The organism is Nonomuraea rosea, from assembly GCF_039539705.1.
GTDB classification, from domain to species: domain Bacteria; phylum Actinomycetota; class Actinomycetes; order Streptosporangiales; family Streptosporangiaceae; genus Nonomuraea; species Nonomuraea rosea.
Map to the genome: position 1 here is coordinate 60,946 of NZ_BAABDQ010000001.1, position 16,096 is coordinate 77,041.

Below are 16,096 nucleotides of genomic sequence, written 5' to 3' on the forward strand. Positions count from 1 at the left end.
CAGCCGCGTCTTGATTGTTACGTTTTAAGCCCTTTACCCATGGGAAAAGGAGAATCCCGCCGCAGGATCAACGGGACAGGGCGGTCGCAGGCGGAGGGCAGACCTCGCGGCGGTAGCGGCCGGGGGCCACGCCGTGCTCCCGCTTGAAGGCGTTGGCGAAGGCGAACTCCGAGCCGTAGCCGACCTCGGCCGCGATCTCGCCCAGCGGCGCGCCGGACTCCCGCAGGAGACGGGCCGCCGTGGACAGCCGCCACCAGGTGACATAGGCGAGCGGCGGCCGGCCGACCAGCGTGCTGAACCGGCGGGAGAAGGCCGCCCGCGACAGCCCCGCCCGCGTGCCCAGCTCCTCCACCGTCCACGGATGCGCGGGATCCCGGTGCACGGCGTCCAGCGCGGCGCTGACGCCCGGATCCGCCAGCGCCTGGGCCCACCCGCCGACCTCGCAACGGCCGGGCCCGGCGTCGAACCAGGCCCGCAGCAGGTAGAGCAGCAGCATGTCGAGGAGCGACGTCACGACCGTGTCCGCGCCCAGCCGGGGGTGCTGGATCTCCGCTCCCAGGAACTCGACGGCGGCACGGAGCTCAGGGTTGAGGCCGAGCCTGGCCGGCAGATGGATCAGGTCAGGCAGGTCGCGCAGGATCGGGTGCGCCCGGCTCGGGTCGAGCCGGTAGCCGCCGCACAGCAGCACCGTGACCTGGCCGGGGCCGTCCATCGAGGCGGAGGCGAACAGGCCGGGCCCCTCCTCCAGCGGGTCGCAGGCGGGCTCGGCCACGGGCGTGGCCGGCGAATCGGCCATGACGTAGCCGTGACCGTGGGGGAAGAAGACCACGTCGCCCACCGACAGCGCGATGGGGTCGCCGTCCGGCGGGAGCAGCCAGCCCGACCCTTGCAGGACGACCTGGAACCCGGCGGAACCGGGCACCGACGGGAACCGCTGGCCCCAGGGCGCGCGCCATTCGACGCGCGCCGAGCGGGGGTGTCCGGTACGCATGTTGGCGATCACGTCGCTGAGCACGTCCACAGCGAAAGTCTAGACCACATGGACCGGCAAGACGATCGCGTATTAAATTTACGACAATCACGCATTGGAGGTCTTCCTCCGGGCTTCTACTGTTGGTCCCCGACGAAAGGAGTGCTTCGTGAGCACGGTTCTGGTGACGGGGGCGACCGGCACGGTCGGCCGGCAGGTGGCGGCGCAGCTGGAGGAGGCGGGGGCGAAGGTCAGGGCCTTGATCAGGGGTCTGGGGGGCGGCGACCTGACGGTGCCGGAGTCGCTGCCGCTCGACGGGGTGGACGCGGTGTTCCTGGTGTGGCCGTTCGCCACGGCGGACGGGGCGCGAGCGGTGATCGAGGCGATCGCCGCGCGGGCCCGGCGCGTGGTCTACCTGTCCTCCGCCGCGGTGCGCGACCACGAGCGCGAGGTCGAGCGGCTGATCGAGGAGTCGGGGCTGGAGTGGACGTTCCTGCGCCCGCACGCCTTCGCGGCCAACGCGCTGCGCTGGGCCCGGCAGGTGCGGGCGGGGGTGGTGCGCGGGGCGTACGGCGCTGCTGCCGTGCCGCCGGTGCACGAACGGGACATCGCTGCGGTCGCCGTACGGGCCCTGCTGGATGACGGGCAGCACGGGGCCGTTCACGAGCTGACCGGTCCGGAGTCGATCACTCAGGCCGACCAGGTCCGCATCATCTCCGAAGTACTGAAATTTCCGGCGCACTGGGCGGAGATCCCACCCCACCAGGCCCGCGCCGACCTGCTGGCCACGGGCTGGCCTCCCGAGGCGGTGGACGGCGTCCTCCGCTTCCAGGCCGACCTCGTGCACCACCCGGCCCCGGTCACGTCAGCGGTCGAGGAGATCACGAAGGCCGCCCCCAGAACGTTCCGCTCCTGGGTGATCGACCACGCCACCGACTTCACCCTGCGCGCCCCCGGCCCGGAAGCGTCAGGCCGCGCCCCCGGCGCGCCCGAAGCCACCGTGCCCGCCACCATGCGCGCCGCGCGGCTCCACGAGTACGGCGACGCGTCCGTGATCCGTCACGACCGCGTCCCCACCCCCAGCCCCGCCCCAGGAGAGGTCCTCATCGAGGTGGCCGCCACCTCCTTCAACCCGTCCGAGATCGGCCTGCGCACCGGGCTGCTGAGCGGCATCCTCCAGGTGACCCTGCCGCACACCCTCGGCTGGGACGTGGCGGGCACGGTCGTCGAGACCGGGCCGGGCGTCACGGACCTGGCTCCTGGCGACCGCGTGTTCGGCCTCGTCGAGGCGGCGGCGGCCGACTACGTGACCGCGCCCGCCGCCCTCCTGGCCAGAGCACCGGAGCACATCCCGCTCGCCCACGCGGCCGCCATCCCGACTGCCGGCCTCACCGCCTACCAGGCCGTCCACGAGCACGCCCGCCTCACCAGCGGCCACCACGTCCTGATCAACGGCGCCGGCGGCGGGGTCGGCATGTTCGCGGTCCAGCTCGCCAAGCTCGCGGGCGCGACCGTGACGGCCACGGCGAGCCCGCGCAGCGCGGCGGCCGTCGCACGGTACGGGGCGGACCACGTGATCGACTACACCGCCGAGCCGCTCCCCGGCGGCATGGACGTGGTCCTGAACCTGGCCGGGCTGGACGAGCGGGCCGCCGCCGCCCTGGCCGGGCTCGGCAAGACGGTGATCACGATCGCCACCCCGATCGAGGGCGGCACGCACTTCGTGGCCCGCAACGACCCCGCCCAGCTCGCCACGATGGCCGCCATGGCCGACGCGGGCACGCTGGCCGTCGAGGTCGCCGAGTCGCACCCGCTGTCAGAGCTGGCCGCGATCCACCGCAGGGCCGAGTCGGGCGGCACCCGCGGGAAGATCATCCTGTCCGTGGCCTGAAGTGCTCCAGCACCTCCGGGTTGGCCATGGCGTCCGGGTTGGCCGCCTGCTCCACGGGGGTGCCGAGGAGGATCTTGCGTACGGGGACCTCCAGCTTCTTGCCGGAGAGCGTACGCGGGATGCCGGGGACGGCGTGGATCTCGTTCGGGACGTGCCGCGGCGACAGCTCCTTGCGCAACGCCTCGCAGAGCGCGCGTTCCAGCGGCTCCTCCATCGTGACGCCCTCGGCGAGCGTCACGTACAGCAGCAGCCGCCCCTCCTGCCCGAGCTGACCGGTGTCGATCACCAGGCTGTCGGCGATCTCCTCGAACCGCTCGACGACCCGGTAGAACTCGCTCGTGCCCATCCGGACGCCGCCCCGGTTCAGGGTCGAGTCGGAGCGCCCGTAGATCACACAGCTCCCGTCCTCCTCGATCTTGATCCAGTCGCCGTGCCGCCACACGCCGGGGTAGACGTCGAAGTAGCTCTCGAAATACCGCTCGCCCGAGGGGTCGTTCCAGAACATCACCGGCATCGACGGCATCGGCCCGGTCAGCACCAGCTCACCCACCTCCCCCACGACGGGCGCGCCCGAGGGGTCGAACGCGGCCACCTTCGCCCCCAGCGACCGGCACGGGATGATCCCCGCCCTGATCGGGTGCAGCATGGTGGCCCCGACGAACCCGGTGCACACGTCGGTGCCGCCGGAGAACGAGCCCAGCGGGATCCCGGGCAGCTCGGCGGCGGCCCAGGCGAACCCCTCGGGCGGCAGCGGCGAGCCGGTCGAGCCGACGCCGCGCAGGCGCTCCAGCCCCTCGGGATGGATCCCGGCCTTCAGCGAGGCCATGATGTACGGCGCCCCGACCCCGAAGTACGTCACGTCCTCCGAGTCGGCGATCCGCCACAGCGCGGCCGGCGACGGGTAGGTGGCCGAGCCGTCGTACATCACGGGCGTGGCCCCCACCAGCAGGGCGCCGATGAGGTAGTTCCACATCATCCAGCCCGTGGTGGTGTACCAGAAGAACACATCGCCCTCGCCCAGATCCTGGTGGAAGGCGAGCGACTTGAGGTGTTCGAGCACCACGCCGCCGTGCCCGTGCACGATCGGCTTGGGCAGCCCGGTCGTGCCGCTGGAGTAGAGGATCCACAGCGGGTGGCCGAACGGCACCCGCTCGAACTCCAGCGGCCCCTCCTCGGCCCGCAGCCCCTCCCAGCCGATCACCTCGCCGTGCGGCGGCTCCTGGGTGTGTGCCTGGCCGGGCTCGGCCTGCTGCGGCGCGCGGCCCTCCTCGACGGCCGCCAGGTACGGGATCCACACGGTCGCGCGCAGCGTGGGCAGCTCGGCGGCGATCTCGTTGACGGCGGCCGAGCGGTCGTAGCTCTTGCCGTTGTAGTGGTAGCCGTCGACCGCGATGAGCACCTTGGGCTCGATCTGCCGGAACCGGTCGACGATGCTCGGCACCCCGAAGTCGGGCGACCCCGCCGACCAGATCGCGCCGAGCGACGCGGTGGCGAGGAAGGCGATGAGGGCCTGCGGGATGTTCGGCAGGTAGCCGGCCACCCGGTCGCCACGGCCGACGCCCAGGGCGATCAGGCCCGTCCTGACGCGGGCGACCTCCTCGCGCAGCTCCGCCATGCTCAGCTCCTGGCGGGCGCCGTCCTCGGAGACGAACACGACGGCGGTGCCCTCGGTGCGACGCAGCGCGTTCTCGGCGTAGTTGATCGAGCTGCCCGCGAACCACTCCACGTCCGGCATGGTCCCCGACAGCACCGGCCCGTCGCCGCGCTCGCCGAGCACGTCGAAGTAGTCCCAGATCGACGTCCAGAACTCGGCGGGGCGATCGACGGACCACCGCCACGCGTCCTCGTAGGATCCGGACCGCCCCAGCGACTCCAGGTAGCGGGTCAGCCGGGCCGAAGCGACGGCCTCTTCACCCGGCTCCCAGAGAAGCTCGCCCTCAGCAACCATGTGTCCATCCTGTCGCCCGATCAAGGGAAAGTCATACCTGACTCCCCACACAACTTGCTATCTCCGTAGGTGGTCCACCGCCATACGCGCGGCCGTGCCGATCACCGCGTCGGCGCGCGGCTGGTTGAGCGCGGTGCTGAGCGAGCGGGTGAAGACCGCCACCGCGTAGCGCCGGCCGTCGGGGTATTCGACGACGCCCGACTCGTTGCGCAGCGTCGGGAACGTCCCGGTCTTGCCGCTGACGGCCACGTCGTCGTACGGGAAACCGGAGGCCAGCCGGTGCGGCCACACCTGCATGTTCAGCACGCCGCGCATCCACGCGCACGACTCCGCGGAGGCCGCCTCGTCCCGCCAGATCAGCCCGAACAGCCGCGCCATCTCGCGGGGGGTGCTCCGGTTCGACCGCGCGGGGTCGAGCACCCGCAGCAGCGCGATGTCGTCGGGATCCACGTACGGCCAGCCGTGCCCGGTGTCCCAGCGCATGCTCTCGTTGGACTCCTTGCAGCTCTGCGAGACATGCGTGCCGTCCAGCCCGAACCCCGCCAGCATGGCGTTGACCGCGTCGAACCCGATCAGGCGCAGCAGCACGTCGGCCGAGCTGTTGTCGCTCACCGCGATCATCAGGTACGCCAGGTCGCGCAGCGAGATCGTCACGTCGTCGAGCATCGAGGAGATCCCCGTGGGCCCGGTCACCCGGTCGGCCTCGGTCACGGTCACCCGGGCGGCGGGGTCGAGCAGCCCGGCGTCCGCCTGCCGGCAGAACTCCACCAGCAGGGGCACCTTGAACATCGACGCGGCCGGCAGCGGCTCGTCGGCGCCGTGGCCGATCTCGCGGCCCGTGTCGATGTCGGCCGCGTACAGCCAGCCGGTGACTCCGGCCATCCGGAACAGTGCCTCGAAGTCGGGCGCGCTCATGCCAGCATCCCCGGCCTGCGGCTGATCCGGCGTACGGGCACGGCGCCCTCGTCCGTCATCCCGGCGTTCTCCTTCAACGTGCGTACCGCCACGGCCGAGAAGTCGGCGACCAGGTCGCCGACCGGGGCCGTCGCCGCGCGCCAGGCGGTGGAGACCCGGCACGTGATCGGCGAGCCTAGCAGCGGCCGCCAGGCCACTCCCGGGTGCTCCGCCTTCGGCCCGAACGCGACCGCCGCCCCCGCCAGCACCAGCCCCAGCCCGGCGCCCTGGTGCACCTGTACGGGCACGTAGCCGTGGCGGCGGCACTCCGACAGCATCTCCGCGTGCAGCCCCGGCTCGCCCTCCTTGGGCGGCATCAGCAGCTCGCGCCCGGCCAGGTCGGCCAGGTGCACCTCGCCAGCGCCGGCCAGCGGGTCGCCGTCGGCCAGCAGCACGCCCTGCGCCTGCACGAGGACCTGGCCGAAGCGCAGCCCAGGCGCGGCGACCGGATGGCGGACCACGCCGACGTCGATCACGCCCTCGGTCAGCGCCGCCACCTGGTCGGCGGTCCAGATCTCGGCGGGCGCGAGGCGTACGCCCGGGTTGGTCTCGCGGAACCCCGCGACCAGGGCGGCGATCACTGCGGGGGCCAGGTCGGGCGGGACGCCGACCTTCAGCACCGCGCCCTCGCCGTGCCTGGCCAGCTCGTGCAGGCGGTCCACCCTGGCCACGATCTCGCGGGCCTCGGCCAGCAGCAGCCGGCCCGCCTCGGTGAGCCGGACCTGGCGGGCCGAGCGGTCGAACAACCGCACGCCGAGCTCTTCCTCCAGCCGCTTGATGCGCTGGCTGAGCGGCGGCTGCGCCATGCCGAGCCGGATCGCCGCGTTGCCGAAGTGGAGTTCCTCCGCCACCACGGTGAAGTAGCGGAGATGCCGGACAAGGTCCATGACCAGCAAATATATCCACATTTATATCTATGAAGAAGCTATATCAGTATTGGACACCATCACCGCCCCTCTGGTGTCCTCTGCCTCATGGCACCACAAACGGGGACAATGTACGCACACCTCCAGCCGGAGGAGAGATCACGGCGGCGGCGCAGATGGCCGTGGATCGTCGCGGGGCTGCTGGCCCCCATCGTCGCGACGGCAGGCGTCGTCTGGGCGCTGCGCACGGAGGGCTCGCCCGAGGAGACGGCCGACCGCTATCTCGCGGCCTGGTCCGCCGGGAACTACCCGGAGATGCGCGCGCTGGTCGCCGATCCGCCCGCCGACTTCGAGACCTGGCACCGGCGCTTCCGTACGGGCCTGAAGCTCACCCAGGCCGACTTCCACCGGCCCAGGCCCTCGGGGGTGTTCGCCGCCTCGGCCGCGGACGGCGACGGCGTGGTCGGCTTCAGCGCCAGGCTGGCCGGGCCGCGTGACTGGGACTACAGCGGGCAGCTCAAGCTCGTCGAGCGCGACGGCGGCTGGCGGGTCGCCTGGACCCCGGCCGCCATCCACCCGCTGCTCAAGAAGGGCCTCTCGCTGCGCGTGGTCACGCAGGACGGCGACCCGCTCCAGGTGCTGGCCGCCGACGGCACCCCGGTCAACTCCCCGGACGCGCCCGGCTCCGTGCAGCAGCTCGTCGAGGGCGTCAAGGAGACGCTCCCCGACCGCTTCAAGGCCCAGAACCGCGCCAGGATCGACCTCGTCCAGGGCGACCAGGTCATCAAAACCGTGGTCGAACCGGGCGGGAACCGGCCGATCCAGACCACGATCGACCTCAAGGTCCACCGTGCCGGCGCCGCGGCGCTGGACGGGGTGCGCAAGCCCGCCTCCCTGGTCGCGCTGCGGGCCTCCACCGGGGAGATCCTGGCCGTGGTCAACAAGCCGGGCGGGTTCAACAGGGCGCTGCTCGGCAAATATCCGCCCGGTTCGACGTTCAAGGTCGTGACGGCCTCCGCGCTGGTCGCGGACGGGGCCGAGCCGGGCAAGCAGGTCTCCTGCCCGGCCGAGAAGAACATCGGCGGCTTCCCCTTCCACAACGCGGGCTTCGAGGACTTCGGGACGCTGACGTTCCAGGAGGCGTTCGCGCATTCGTGCAACACCACGTTCGGGGAGATGAGCGTCGCCGAGCTGAACGACGGCAGGCTGGCCAAGGTCGCCGGCAGCTTCGGCTTCGGCACCCCGATCACGCCCGGTGTGCCGGCCGTGCGCGCCGAGTTCCCCGCGCCCAAGGACGACACCGACCTGGCCTCCGCCTCGATCGGGCAGGGCCGGGTGCTGGCCAGCCCGCTGAACATGGCCTCGGTCGCCGCGGCCATCGCCTCGGGGGCCTGGATCGCGCCCAGGCTCGTCACCGGCGAGTCGATCCCGGACGCCCAGCCGGACAACCCGCGTCCGCTGGAGCAGAGTGTCGTGGCCGCGCTGCGCGAGCTCATGCCCGCCGTCGTCACCGACGGCACCGCCCACGCCGTGAGCTTCCCGTCCGGCACGGCGGGCAAGACCGGCACGGCGGAGTACGGCTCGGGCAAGGAGCCGCCCGCGCACTCGTGGTTCATCGGCTACAAGGACGACCTGGCGTTCGCGGTGATCGTCGAGGGCGGCGGCGCGGGCTCGGCCGTCGCGGCGCCCATCGCGGCCCGCTTCCTCAACGCCATGAGCTGAAATCGGGCTGCCCGGGCCGGGGGTCCATGGAGGACGTCAGGCTCGCCACCGCGGCCACCACCTCGGAGGAGTCGGACAGGTCGGGCAGCACGAGATCGGCCCCCGCTTCCCGCAGCTCGCTCGCCATCGAGCGCCCGGAGGCGACCCCGATCATCCCGGCTCCGCCGATCTTGGCGGCCTGCACGTCACGCGTGGAGTCGCCGATCACCACGGTGTTGGCCGCGGTGAACGGGGTGGCGAGCCGCTGCTTGGCCCGCCCCTGGGCGACCTGGAGCAGCGTCGCCTTGGGATAGACCTCCTCGCCGTAGCCGCCCAGCTCGAAGTCGACGTACTTGTCCAGCCCGAACGCCTTCAGCTTGTGCACGGCGTTGCCCTTGATGGTGCCGGTCAGCACCGTCTGGACCACGCCGTCGAGCCTGGACACCGCCTTGAGCGCGGCCTTGGCCCCGGACATCATCCGCCCCTCCTTGGCCAGCCGCCCGCGCCGGTCGGCGAAGGCCAGGGCGAGCGCGGACAGGAACTTGGGCAGGTGGTCGTCCTCGGCCTGGATCCCGTTGACCGCGAGCGTCTCGAAGACGATCTCGGAGTCTGGACGGCCCAGCGCCGGCACGAGCTTGACCAGCGGGCGCCCGGTCACGATGCGGAACGCCTCGGCATAGGCGTCTCTGGTCACGATGGCGACGTCGACCAGGGTCAGGTCGATGTTCCAGAGCACAAGGCGGTTAATGGCGGCCTCCTGGGGGGACCCTTGCAGGGTAAGGCGGACGCCGGGCTCAGAGCCGCCGCATGAGCGATTTAAGCATGACCAGGTGCGACTCTATGCGTAGTCCAGCGCCTCCGCGAGGGTGTCCACCACCGGCAGCCCGGTGCCCTCCAGCTCGGCCCGCGTGGTCATCCCGCCGGTGTAGAGCACCGCCTTGGCCCCCACGTGCTTGGCGGCGAGCCCGTCGTCCACGCTGTCGCCGATCACCAGGACCTCGCCTGGATCGACGCTGATGGCCTCGATGTGCGCGGTCATGTGCGCGGCCTTCTCACCGCCGGTGGTGCCGAGCAGGCCGTCGACCCTGGTGAAGTGCCGGGTGATGCCGAACGAGTCGACGAGCGGCACCAGGTGGGCGTGCGGCGCCATCGAGCAGAGCGACTGCGTGCCCGTCCAGTTCGCCAGCGTGAGCAGCGCGTCGGCGGCCAGCCCGCAGGCCACGCTCAGCCGGAAGTAGTGCTCGTGGAACCCGTCGTCGAGCAGCTCCCACTCGCCTTCGGCGAGCGGGCGGCCGAGCATGCGCTCGTAGGCGACCCAGATCGGGCGGGTGTAGACGGCGCGGAAGCCGTCAGCGGTCATCTCAGGCAGCTCATACGGCCTGAAGACCTCGTTGGTGGCTCCGACCACGGCGTCGATGTCGTGGAAGAGCGTGCCGTTCCAATCCCAGATGATGTGCTTTGTCATGTCGCATCCAGCTTAATCGGCCGGTGTGACATTCCGGTGAACGGGAGGGCCATGACTGTCAGGCCACGGCCCTCCCGGGACCGCTCAGCCGCAGGCCGTGGCCGTCAGGCCGACGATTCCGCGACTGCCCGGACGCAGGCCGTGACCGTCAGGCCACGGCCCCCGGGATTGCCTAGCCGCAGGCCTTGGCCGTGGTGCCGGCGCCGTTCTGGCCGCCCCTGCCGCCGTTCCACTGGACGCTGGCGCCGCCCCAGGCGCACATGTCCTTGGCCCAGACCATGTTGCCCCAGTGCCGGCCGCGGTTGCCGGCCTTGAAGCTGAACTTGTCGTAGCGGCCGTCCTCCGTGTACACGCTGATGATGCCGTGCGCGGACGTGGCGGTGCTGATCTCGATCCAGTTGGTCTGGCACTTGCCGGACCACATGAGCTTGATCGTCCCGACCTGGCCGTTGGCCCGGCTGTTGATCTTGCCGGTCTTCACGACGCGGGCCGCGTTGCCGCACCCGGACTTGTACGGGTCCTTGTGGTCGTACCGGTGCGCCGCCACCTGGGCGTTCGCGGGGGAGGCTGCGAAGAGGGCCACCGCCGCCACCCCGATCGCGGTCGCCACAACTCGAAGCTTCACTGAGAACCCACTCCTTTGGTCAGACAAATGGTGCTGCGTCGGGACCTTAGCGAGATCTCTGTGAGGTGTGTGGGGCGGGGGGTGCCGATGTGACGTCACCGTTATGAATCCAGCAGGTCAGGGATCTCCTGCGTCGCGTACCACATGAGCTCGTGCGCCTCCGCCCCGTCCACGGTGAACCTCGCGTCGTCGTCGCCCTCGTCGGCGGCGGGCAGCGCGGCGATCGCGGCCTCGACGTCGGAGACGGCGTAGAGGTCGTCCACGTGCACCGCGGCCACCTTGGCCAGCGGGATCGGCTCCGCGAGGCGTACCCTCGCCCGCTCCTCCAGGTCGGCGCCCGCCGCGGCCGACCGGTCCGGCACCTCGGCCACCACCACCACGCGGCGGGAGGCCGCCGCGACGCCGTCGGCGCGGCCGGCGGCGAGCATCCGCAGCGACGCGCGGGCCGCCTCGGTGAGCGCGACGTATTCGAGCTCCTCGGAGTCGCCCGAGGCATACCACTCGATCAGCGCGGGGGTCACCGCGTAGCCGGTCAGCGGGACCGGGCCCAGCTCCCCCGCCTCGACCGCGGCGGCCAGAGCAGGAAGAGTGCACGGCAGATAGACGCGCATGACGTACCTTTCAGAGCTTGCGAGGGCGCCGCAACGCGTCGCCGACCGACACCCTACTGATACGGCCTGGTCAAGACCTCATTACCGGCCGACTTCGCACCGTTTTCGGTAGATCATGCCCTTCGCAGCGTGAAACGGAAGAGCGTTTCGAGCTCCGCGATGGTCGTGTCGGCGTCCCTGTGGTGGATGCCGGCGATGCCGAGCGAGCGGGCGGCCAGGATGTTGGCCTCGATGTCGTCGATGAACACGCACTCCTCCCCCGCCAGCCCGATCTGGCCGAGCGCGTGATGGAAGATGCGGGGCTCCGGCTTGCGCATGCCGACCTCGCCGGAGATCACGACCGCGTCGAAGATCTCGTCCCAGCCGTCGCGCGGGTAGACGTTGGACCAGGAGTTGGACAGCAGGCAGGTCTTGACGCCCTGAGCGCGTACGTCGCGGAGCATGTCGTACATCGCGTCGACCCGGTCGAAGTTCGCGAACATCCGCTCCAGCAGCCCTTCGGCCACCGGTGGCACCCCGTCCACGGTCAGCAGCCTGGCGGCCAGGTCGCGCTCGAAGGCGGGGCCGTCGAGCTCGCCGCGTTCGAGGGCGTGCACGGTGCTCTCGACAGTGCCCTCACCGTTGCTCTCGCGGTAGGCGTGGTCGATCATCTCGCGCATCACCGTGTGGTAGTGGACGCCGTCGATCCGGTCCATCGCGATCCACCGCGCGATGGAGTCGGAAAGACTGGTCGTCAGCACGCCACCCCAGTCGATGAGCACACCCGTGACCATGACCACCTCCGGCTCGAATCCCGTTCTAGGATAGAACGCCACCAGAAATGACCTTAAATGCACTCACTCATTGCATTTCACACCGGGTGTGCAGACATCAGCACATGATCAGAAATTTCGTCTCTTAACCCCCTAAAAAGGTCATCCGAAAACGGTCGTTAAGGTGATTTTCCAGCGTTAGCTCGCTACCCAGAAGGGACCGCCGTGCGAACGACGATCCTGATCACCTCCCCCGACCAGTGGCACGCTCCGGGGCTCGAACTCTTCCAGTTCGCCCCTCTCTTCCCCGGCGGCCCCGAGTGGCTCACCAAGCCGGTCCTGATCGTCCTGCTCAGCGCGGTCATCGTCATGGCCGTGTGCTGGGCCGCGTTCGCCAAACCGAAGCTCGTGCCACGGGGCTGGCAGAGCATCGGCGAGTACGCCTACGTGTTCGTACGCGACCAGATCGCCAGGCCCAGCCTCGGCAAGGACGCCGACCGATGGATGGGCCTGCTCCTCACGATCTTCCTGACCGTGCTCATCTGGAACGTGATGGGCATCGTCCCGTTCATCCAGTTCCCCGTCGCCGCGTACATCGCCTTCCCCATGGTGCTGGCCGTCAGCGTGTACGGCATCAAGCTCTACCTCGGGGTCAGGCACCACGGCGTACGCGGCTACCTGCGGGGCATCGTCCACCTGCCCGGCCTGCCCGGCTGGGCGTACGGGATCTACGCCCCGCTGATCCTGGCCGAGGTGTTCCTCAACTCACTGTTCACCCACTTCCTCCGGCTGTTCGCGAACATGTTCGCCGGCCACATCCTGCTGGCCTTCTTCAGCTCGGTGGGCTTCTGGTTCATCTTCGAGCGGCTCACCCCGCTGGGCGTGGGCATCGGGGTGCTCGGCGTGCTGATGACCATCGCGATGACCGCGTTCGAGATGTTCGTCCAGGTCCTGCAGGCGTTCCTGTTCGCCATGCTGGCCTCGATGTTCATCGCCAGCGGACTGCACGGCTCGCACTAACGCGCGGCGCGGGCCACCTTGGCGGCCAGCTTGCGGTGCTCGGACGAGCGCAGCACGCCGGCCGCCTCCTCCGCCGAGGCGACGGGCGCCTCGGTCAGCAGGCCCTTGGCCTGCTTGAGCTTCAGCAGCCTGGTGACGGACTGGTCGAGCCGCTGCGCGGAGATCCGGCCCGACTTCACCGCGGCCAGCACCGCCTGGTACGCCTTGGGCAGGTCGTTCGGCATGAGCAGCAGATCGGCCCCGGCCAGCACGGCGCGCACGGAGATCTCGCCGTCGTTGTACTTCTTGCGCACGCCCCCCATGTTGAGCGCGTCGGTGGAGATCACGCCGTCGAAGCCGAGCTTCTCCCGCAGCAGGCCGGTCAGGATCGGCTTGGACAGCGTCGCCGGGTCGCCCGAGGGGTCGAGCTTGGGGAAGACGAGGTGGGCGCTCATCACGGCGTCCACCCCGGCCTCGATCGCGGCCTTGAACGGCGGCGCGTCGATGCGCTCCCACTCGGCCTTCGTGTGCTTGATCACCGGCAGCCCGGTGTGACTGTCGACCGCGGTGTCACCATGGCCGGGGAAGTGCTTGGCCGTGGCCGCCACCTTCGCGTCGGCGAACCCCTTGACCGCCGCGGCGACCATCGTGGCCACCCGCTCCGGGTCGTCGCCGAAGGCCCGCCGGCCGATCACGGGGTTGCGCGGGTTGACGTTGACGTCGGCGACAGGCGCGAAGTCGAGGTTGACGCCGAGCGCGCGCAACTCCTCGCCGGTGGCCTTGGCCACGGCCCGCGACAGGGCGGGCTGCTTGGTCGCGCCGATCGTGGCGGCCCCCGGGAAGGGGGTCATGAGCGCGGACATCCTGGACACCAGGCCGTTCTCCTGGTCGGTGCCGACCAGGAGCGGGACCTTCTTGGCGGAGCGCTGCAGGCCGTTGGTCAGGCCGACGACCTGGCTGGTGCTCTTGACGTTCTGCGGGAAGAGGATCACGCCGCCCAGGTGGTATTTGGCGATCACCTTGGCCGGGGTCTGGGCTGCGTATCTCGCCTGGTTCTCGCCCGAGACGGTGTCGGGCGCGGTGCCGTACAGGACGGGCATGAAGAGCTGGCCGACCTTCTCCTCGACGCTCAGCTTCGACAGGACGCGCTGCACCGGATCGGCTTGCGCCTGCGGCGGGCGCGAGGTCTGCGGCGGCGTGCTCTGCGCGGGCGGCGCGGCCTTGCCCCCCGTGGGGGCCGCGCCTGCCCCGCCGCCGCCGCAGGCCGTCATAGCGAGCACCAGGAGACCCGTCGTACCGATCCGTCGAAGCATGACTCCAAAGGTATCCATCCGACGACCCCGCCGAGCCTCGCGCTTACCGAAAGCGGCCGGAACTACAACCCCAGATTGTCGAGCCCGGGCAACTGCTCGCGGGCCGCCTCCCGCGCCTGCGCCGCCGTCACCTGCTCCCGCGCCGCCTCAGCCGCCAGCACGCACTGCTCCATCGTGTGCGCGGCCAGTGCGGCGCGTACGGCCGCCAGCGCGGACGCCCCCATCGACAGCGTCGAGACCCCCAGCCCGACCAGCACGCACGCCAGCGCAGGCCCGGCCGCCGCCTCCCCGCAGACCCCGCACGACTTGCCGGACTCCGTCGCGGCCGCGGCGACCATGGCGATCAGGTCGAGCAGCGCGGGCTGCCACGGATCGTGCAGCGCGCTCACGGCGGCCAGCTCGCGGTCGGCCGCGAAGGCGTACTGGGCGAGGTCGTTGGTCCCGATCGAGACGAAGTCCACCGGCGCGAGCAGGTGCTCGGCCCGCAGCGCGGCCGACGGGACCTCGATCATCACGCCCACGCTCGCCAGCCGCCTGGACCGGCACGCCCGCGCGAACCACCGGGCCTCCTCGGCCGTGGCCACCATCGGCGCCATCACCTGGAGCCGCTCGGACGCGACGGCGGCGAGCGCGCTGAGCTGCGCGTCCATGACCTCGGGGAACCTTCTGGTCCTGCGCAGCCCGCGCTCGCCGAGCGCCGGGTTCGGCTCGGCGGCCTGGTCGGGCAGGAAGGCCAGCGGTTTGTCCGCGCCGCTGTCCAGCGTGCGCACGACCACGTTGCCGGCCGGGAACGCCTCCAGCGCGGCCCGGTAGGCGTCGCGCTGCTCCTCCTCGGACGGCGGCTCGCTCCTGTCCAGGAAGAGGAACTCGGTCCGGTAGAGCCCGATGCCCTCGGCGCCCGCCGCGACGGCCGCGGCGAGCTCGGACGGGCCGCCGATGTTCGCGAGCAGCGGAACCGGCTGCCCGTCCGCAGTCCTGCCCGGCCCCTTCGACGACGAGAGCGCGGCCTGACGGGCGGTGGCCGCGCCGAGCGCGTCGGCGACGTCCGACTCGGCCGGGTCCACGCGTACCTCGCCGGTGCTGCCGTCGGCCATCACCCGCACACCCGCCGGGATGGCGGTCGCACCCGGGCAGGCCACGACGGCGGGCACGCCCATCGCCCTGGCCATGATCGCGGTGTGGCTGGTGGGGCCGCCCTCCTCGGTGACGAACGCGGCCACGTGCTCCCTGGCCAGCATCGCCGTGTCGGCGGGCGCGAGATCCCGTGCCACCAGCACGTACGGCTCCACGGGCGACACCGGCAGCCCCGGCATGGCCTGCCCGTAGAGCAGCGCGATCACGCGGTCCCTGATGTCGTCCAGGTCGGCGGCCCGCTCGCCCAGATAGCCACCGGAGCCGGCCAGCACTTCCCGATATTTCACGAAAGATTCGTAGATCGCCCTGGGGGCGGCCAGACCACGGTCGATCAGTGAGGTGACCTTCACGATCAGACCGGGGTCCTCGGCCATCATGGCCTGGGCCTTGAGTATGTCCTCGGCCTCGCCGCCCGCCTGGTTGCCGCGGGCCTCCAGCTCGCCCGCGACCTGCGTGAGCGCGACCATCGCGCGCTCTTTCTCCTGGTCCGCCGCACCGGTGTAGGTGGCGCCCTCGGGGGGTTCGGGCACGGAGACGGTCAGAACGTAAGCGGGGCCGTGCCCGATGCCCGGGCTGACCCCCACCCCCCGCAGATTCATGGCGTACTGGCGATCGCGGCCAGCTCGTCGAGGATCTCCTCCGAGCCGTCGCCCTCGGCGCAGATCACGACGGTCTCGCCCTGCCGGACGTCGAGTGCCATGATCGCGAGGATGCTCTTGCCGTTGACCGGGCCCCCACCGTGGGACTTCTCCACCGTGATGTCCATCGGGGCCTGCTTCGCCCGCTGCACGAACGTCGCCGCGGGACGGGCATGCAGCCCCACCTCCGCCGCCACGGTGACCTTGCGCTCACCCATGTAACTTCTCC

General features: G+C 71.1%; 15 protein-coding genes. 3 read left to right on the forward strand and 12 right to left on the reverse strand.

All coding sequences use genetic code 11. The features are described 5' to 3' along the window. Positions 1 to 67: 67 nt before the first annotated feature. Positions 68 to 1,021: an AraC family transcriptional regulator gene (locus ABEA43_RS00305; protein WP_345557365.1), complete on the reverse strand. Its 954-nt coding sequence runs from the start codon at positions 1,019 to 1,021 to the stop codon at positions 68 to 70. A 118-nt stretch (positions 1,022 to 1,139) separates the two neighbouring features. Between ABEA43_RS00305 and ABEA43_RS00310 the strand changes: the two genes are divergently transcribed. Beyond that, on the forward strand, positions 1,140 to 2,861 hold the full coding sequence (locus ABEA43_RS00310) for a zinc-binding dehydrogenase (protein ID WP_345557367.1): 1,722 nt from the start codon (positions 1,140 to 1,142) through the stop codon (positions 2,859 to 2,861). Here the strand turns inward: ABEA43_RS00310 and ABEA43_RS00315 are convergent. Genes ABEA43_RS00315 through ABEA43_RS00325 form a run of 3 tightly spaced genes read right to left on the reverse strand, consistent with a single transcriptional unit; the run spans position 2,842 to position 6,650 of the window. Next, on the reverse strand, positions 2,842 to 4,809 hold the full coding sequence (locus ABEA43_RS00315; protein WP_345557369.1) for an acetoacetate--CoA ligase: 1,968 nt from the start codon (positions 4,807 to 4,809) through the stop codon (positions 2,842 to 2,844). The two genes, ABEA43_RS00310 and ABEA43_RS00315, sit on opposite strands and share 20 nt — an antisense overlap. 57 nt (positions 4,810 to 4,866) lie before the next feature. Next, positions 4,867 to 5,724: a serine hydrolase gene (locus tag ABEA43_RS00320; RefSeq protein WP_345557371.1), complete on the reverse strand. Its 858-nt coding sequence runs from the start codon at positions 5,722 to 5,724 to the stop codon at positions 4,867 to 4,869. Then, positions 5,721 to 6,650 (reverse strand): LysR family transcriptional regulator, encoded by a 930-nt coding sequence (locus ABEA43_RS00325; RefSeq protein ID WP_345557373.1) that lies wholly within the window; start codon positions 6,648 to 6,650, stop codon positions 5,721 to 5,723. Before ABEA43_RS00325 ends, ABEA43_RS00320 begins: the two co-directional genes overlap by 4 nt. A gap of 108 nt (positions 6,651 to 6,758) precedes the next feature. Between ABEA43_RS00325 and ABEA43_RS00330 the strand changes: the two genes are divergently transcribed. Then, positions 6,759 to 8,351, forward strand: a complete 1,593-nt coding sequence (locus tag ABEA43_RS00330; RefSeq protein ID WP_345557375.1) for a penicillin-binding transpeptidase domain-containing protein — start codon at positions 6,759 to 6,761, stop codon at positions 8,349 to 8,351. On the opposite strand, the gene ABEA43_RS00335 is transcribed toward ABEA43_RS00330, so the two are convergent. The 5 genes from ABEA43_RS00335 to ABEA43_RS00355 form a co-directional block, all read right to left on the reverse strand. After that, a complete protein-coding gene (locus ABEA43_RS00335) occupies positions 8,335 to 9,066 on the reverse strand; it encodes an HAD family hydrolase (protein ID WP_345557377.1) in 732 nt (243 codons plus the stop codon). The two genes, ABEA43_RS00330 and ABEA43_RS00335, sit on opposite strands and share 17 nt — an antisense overlap. Positions 9,067 to 9,168: 102 nt before the next feature. Continuing rightward, on the reverse strand, positions 9,169 to 9,795 hold the full coding sequence (locus tag ABEA43_RS00340; protein ID WP_345557379.1) for an HAD family hydrolase: 627 nt from the start codon (positions 9,793 to 9,795) through the stop codon (positions 9,169 to 9,171). A gap of 172 nt (positions 9,796 to 9,967) precedes the next feature. Further along, entirely contained in the window at positions 9,968 to 10,420 is a 453-nt protein-coding gene (locus tag ABEA43_RS00345; protein ID WP_345557381.1) for a DUF2690 domain-containing protein, read from the reverse strand. A 101-nt stretch (positions 10,421 to 10,521) separates the two neighbouring features. After that, positions 10,522 to 11,031 carry a DUF6912 family protein gene (locus tag ABEA43_RS00350; protein ID WP_345557383.1) on the reverse strand — a complete coding sequence of 170 codons (510 nt, stop codon included), beginning with the start codon at positions 11,029 to 11,031 and terminating at the stop codon, positions 10,522 to 10,524. A gap of 113 nt (positions 11,032 to 11,144) precedes the next feature. Continuing rightward, positions 11,145 to 11,804, reverse strand: coding sequence for an HAD family hydrolase (locus ABEA43_RS00355; protein WP_345558750.1), 660 nt, complete (start codon positions 11,802 to 11,804; stop codon positions 11,145 to 11,147). 204 nt (positions 11,805 to 12,008) lie between these two features. Here ABEA43_RS00355 and ABEA43_RS00360 point away from each other — a divergent pair, with 204 nt between their 5' ends. Continuing rightward, positions 12,009 to 12,803, forward strand: a complete 795-nt coding sequence (locus ABEA43_RS00360) for a F0F1 ATP synthase subunit A (protein WP_345557385.1) — start codon at positions 12,009 to 12,011, stop codon at positions 12,801 to 12,803. Here ABEA43_RS00360 and nagZ read toward each other — a convergent pair. The 3 genes from nagZ to ABEA43_RS00375 form a co-directional block, all read right to left on the reverse strand. Continuing rightward, positions 12,800 to 14,095, reverse strand: a complete 1,296-nt coding sequence (nagZ, locus tag ABEA43_RS00365; RefSeq protein ID WP_345557387.1) for a beta-N-acetylhexosaminidase — start codon at positions 14,093 to 14,095, stop codon at positions 12,800 to 12,802. The genes ABEA43_RS00360 and nagZ overlap by 4 nt on opposite strands. 62 nt (positions 14,096 to 14,157) lie before the next feature. Then, positions 14,158 to 15,828 carry a phosphoenolpyruvate--protein phosphotransferase gene (gene ptsP / locus ABEA43_RS00370; protein WP_345557389.1) on the reverse strand — a complete coding sequence of 557 codons (1,671 nt, stop codon included), beginning with the start codon at positions 15,826 to 15,828 and terminating at the stop codon, positions 14,158 to 14,160. Further along, the gene (locus ABEA43_RS00375) at positions 15,825 to 16,085 is read right to left on the reverse strand and encodes an HPr family phosphocarrier protein (protein ID WP_345557391.1); all 261 of its coding nucleotides are present in this window, start codon (positions 16,083 to 16,085) and stop codon (positions 15,825 to 15,827) included. The genes ptsP and ABEA43_RS00375 overlap by 4 nt, the downstream gene beginning before the upstream one ends. Positions 16,086 to 16,096 lie beyond the last annotated feature (11 nt).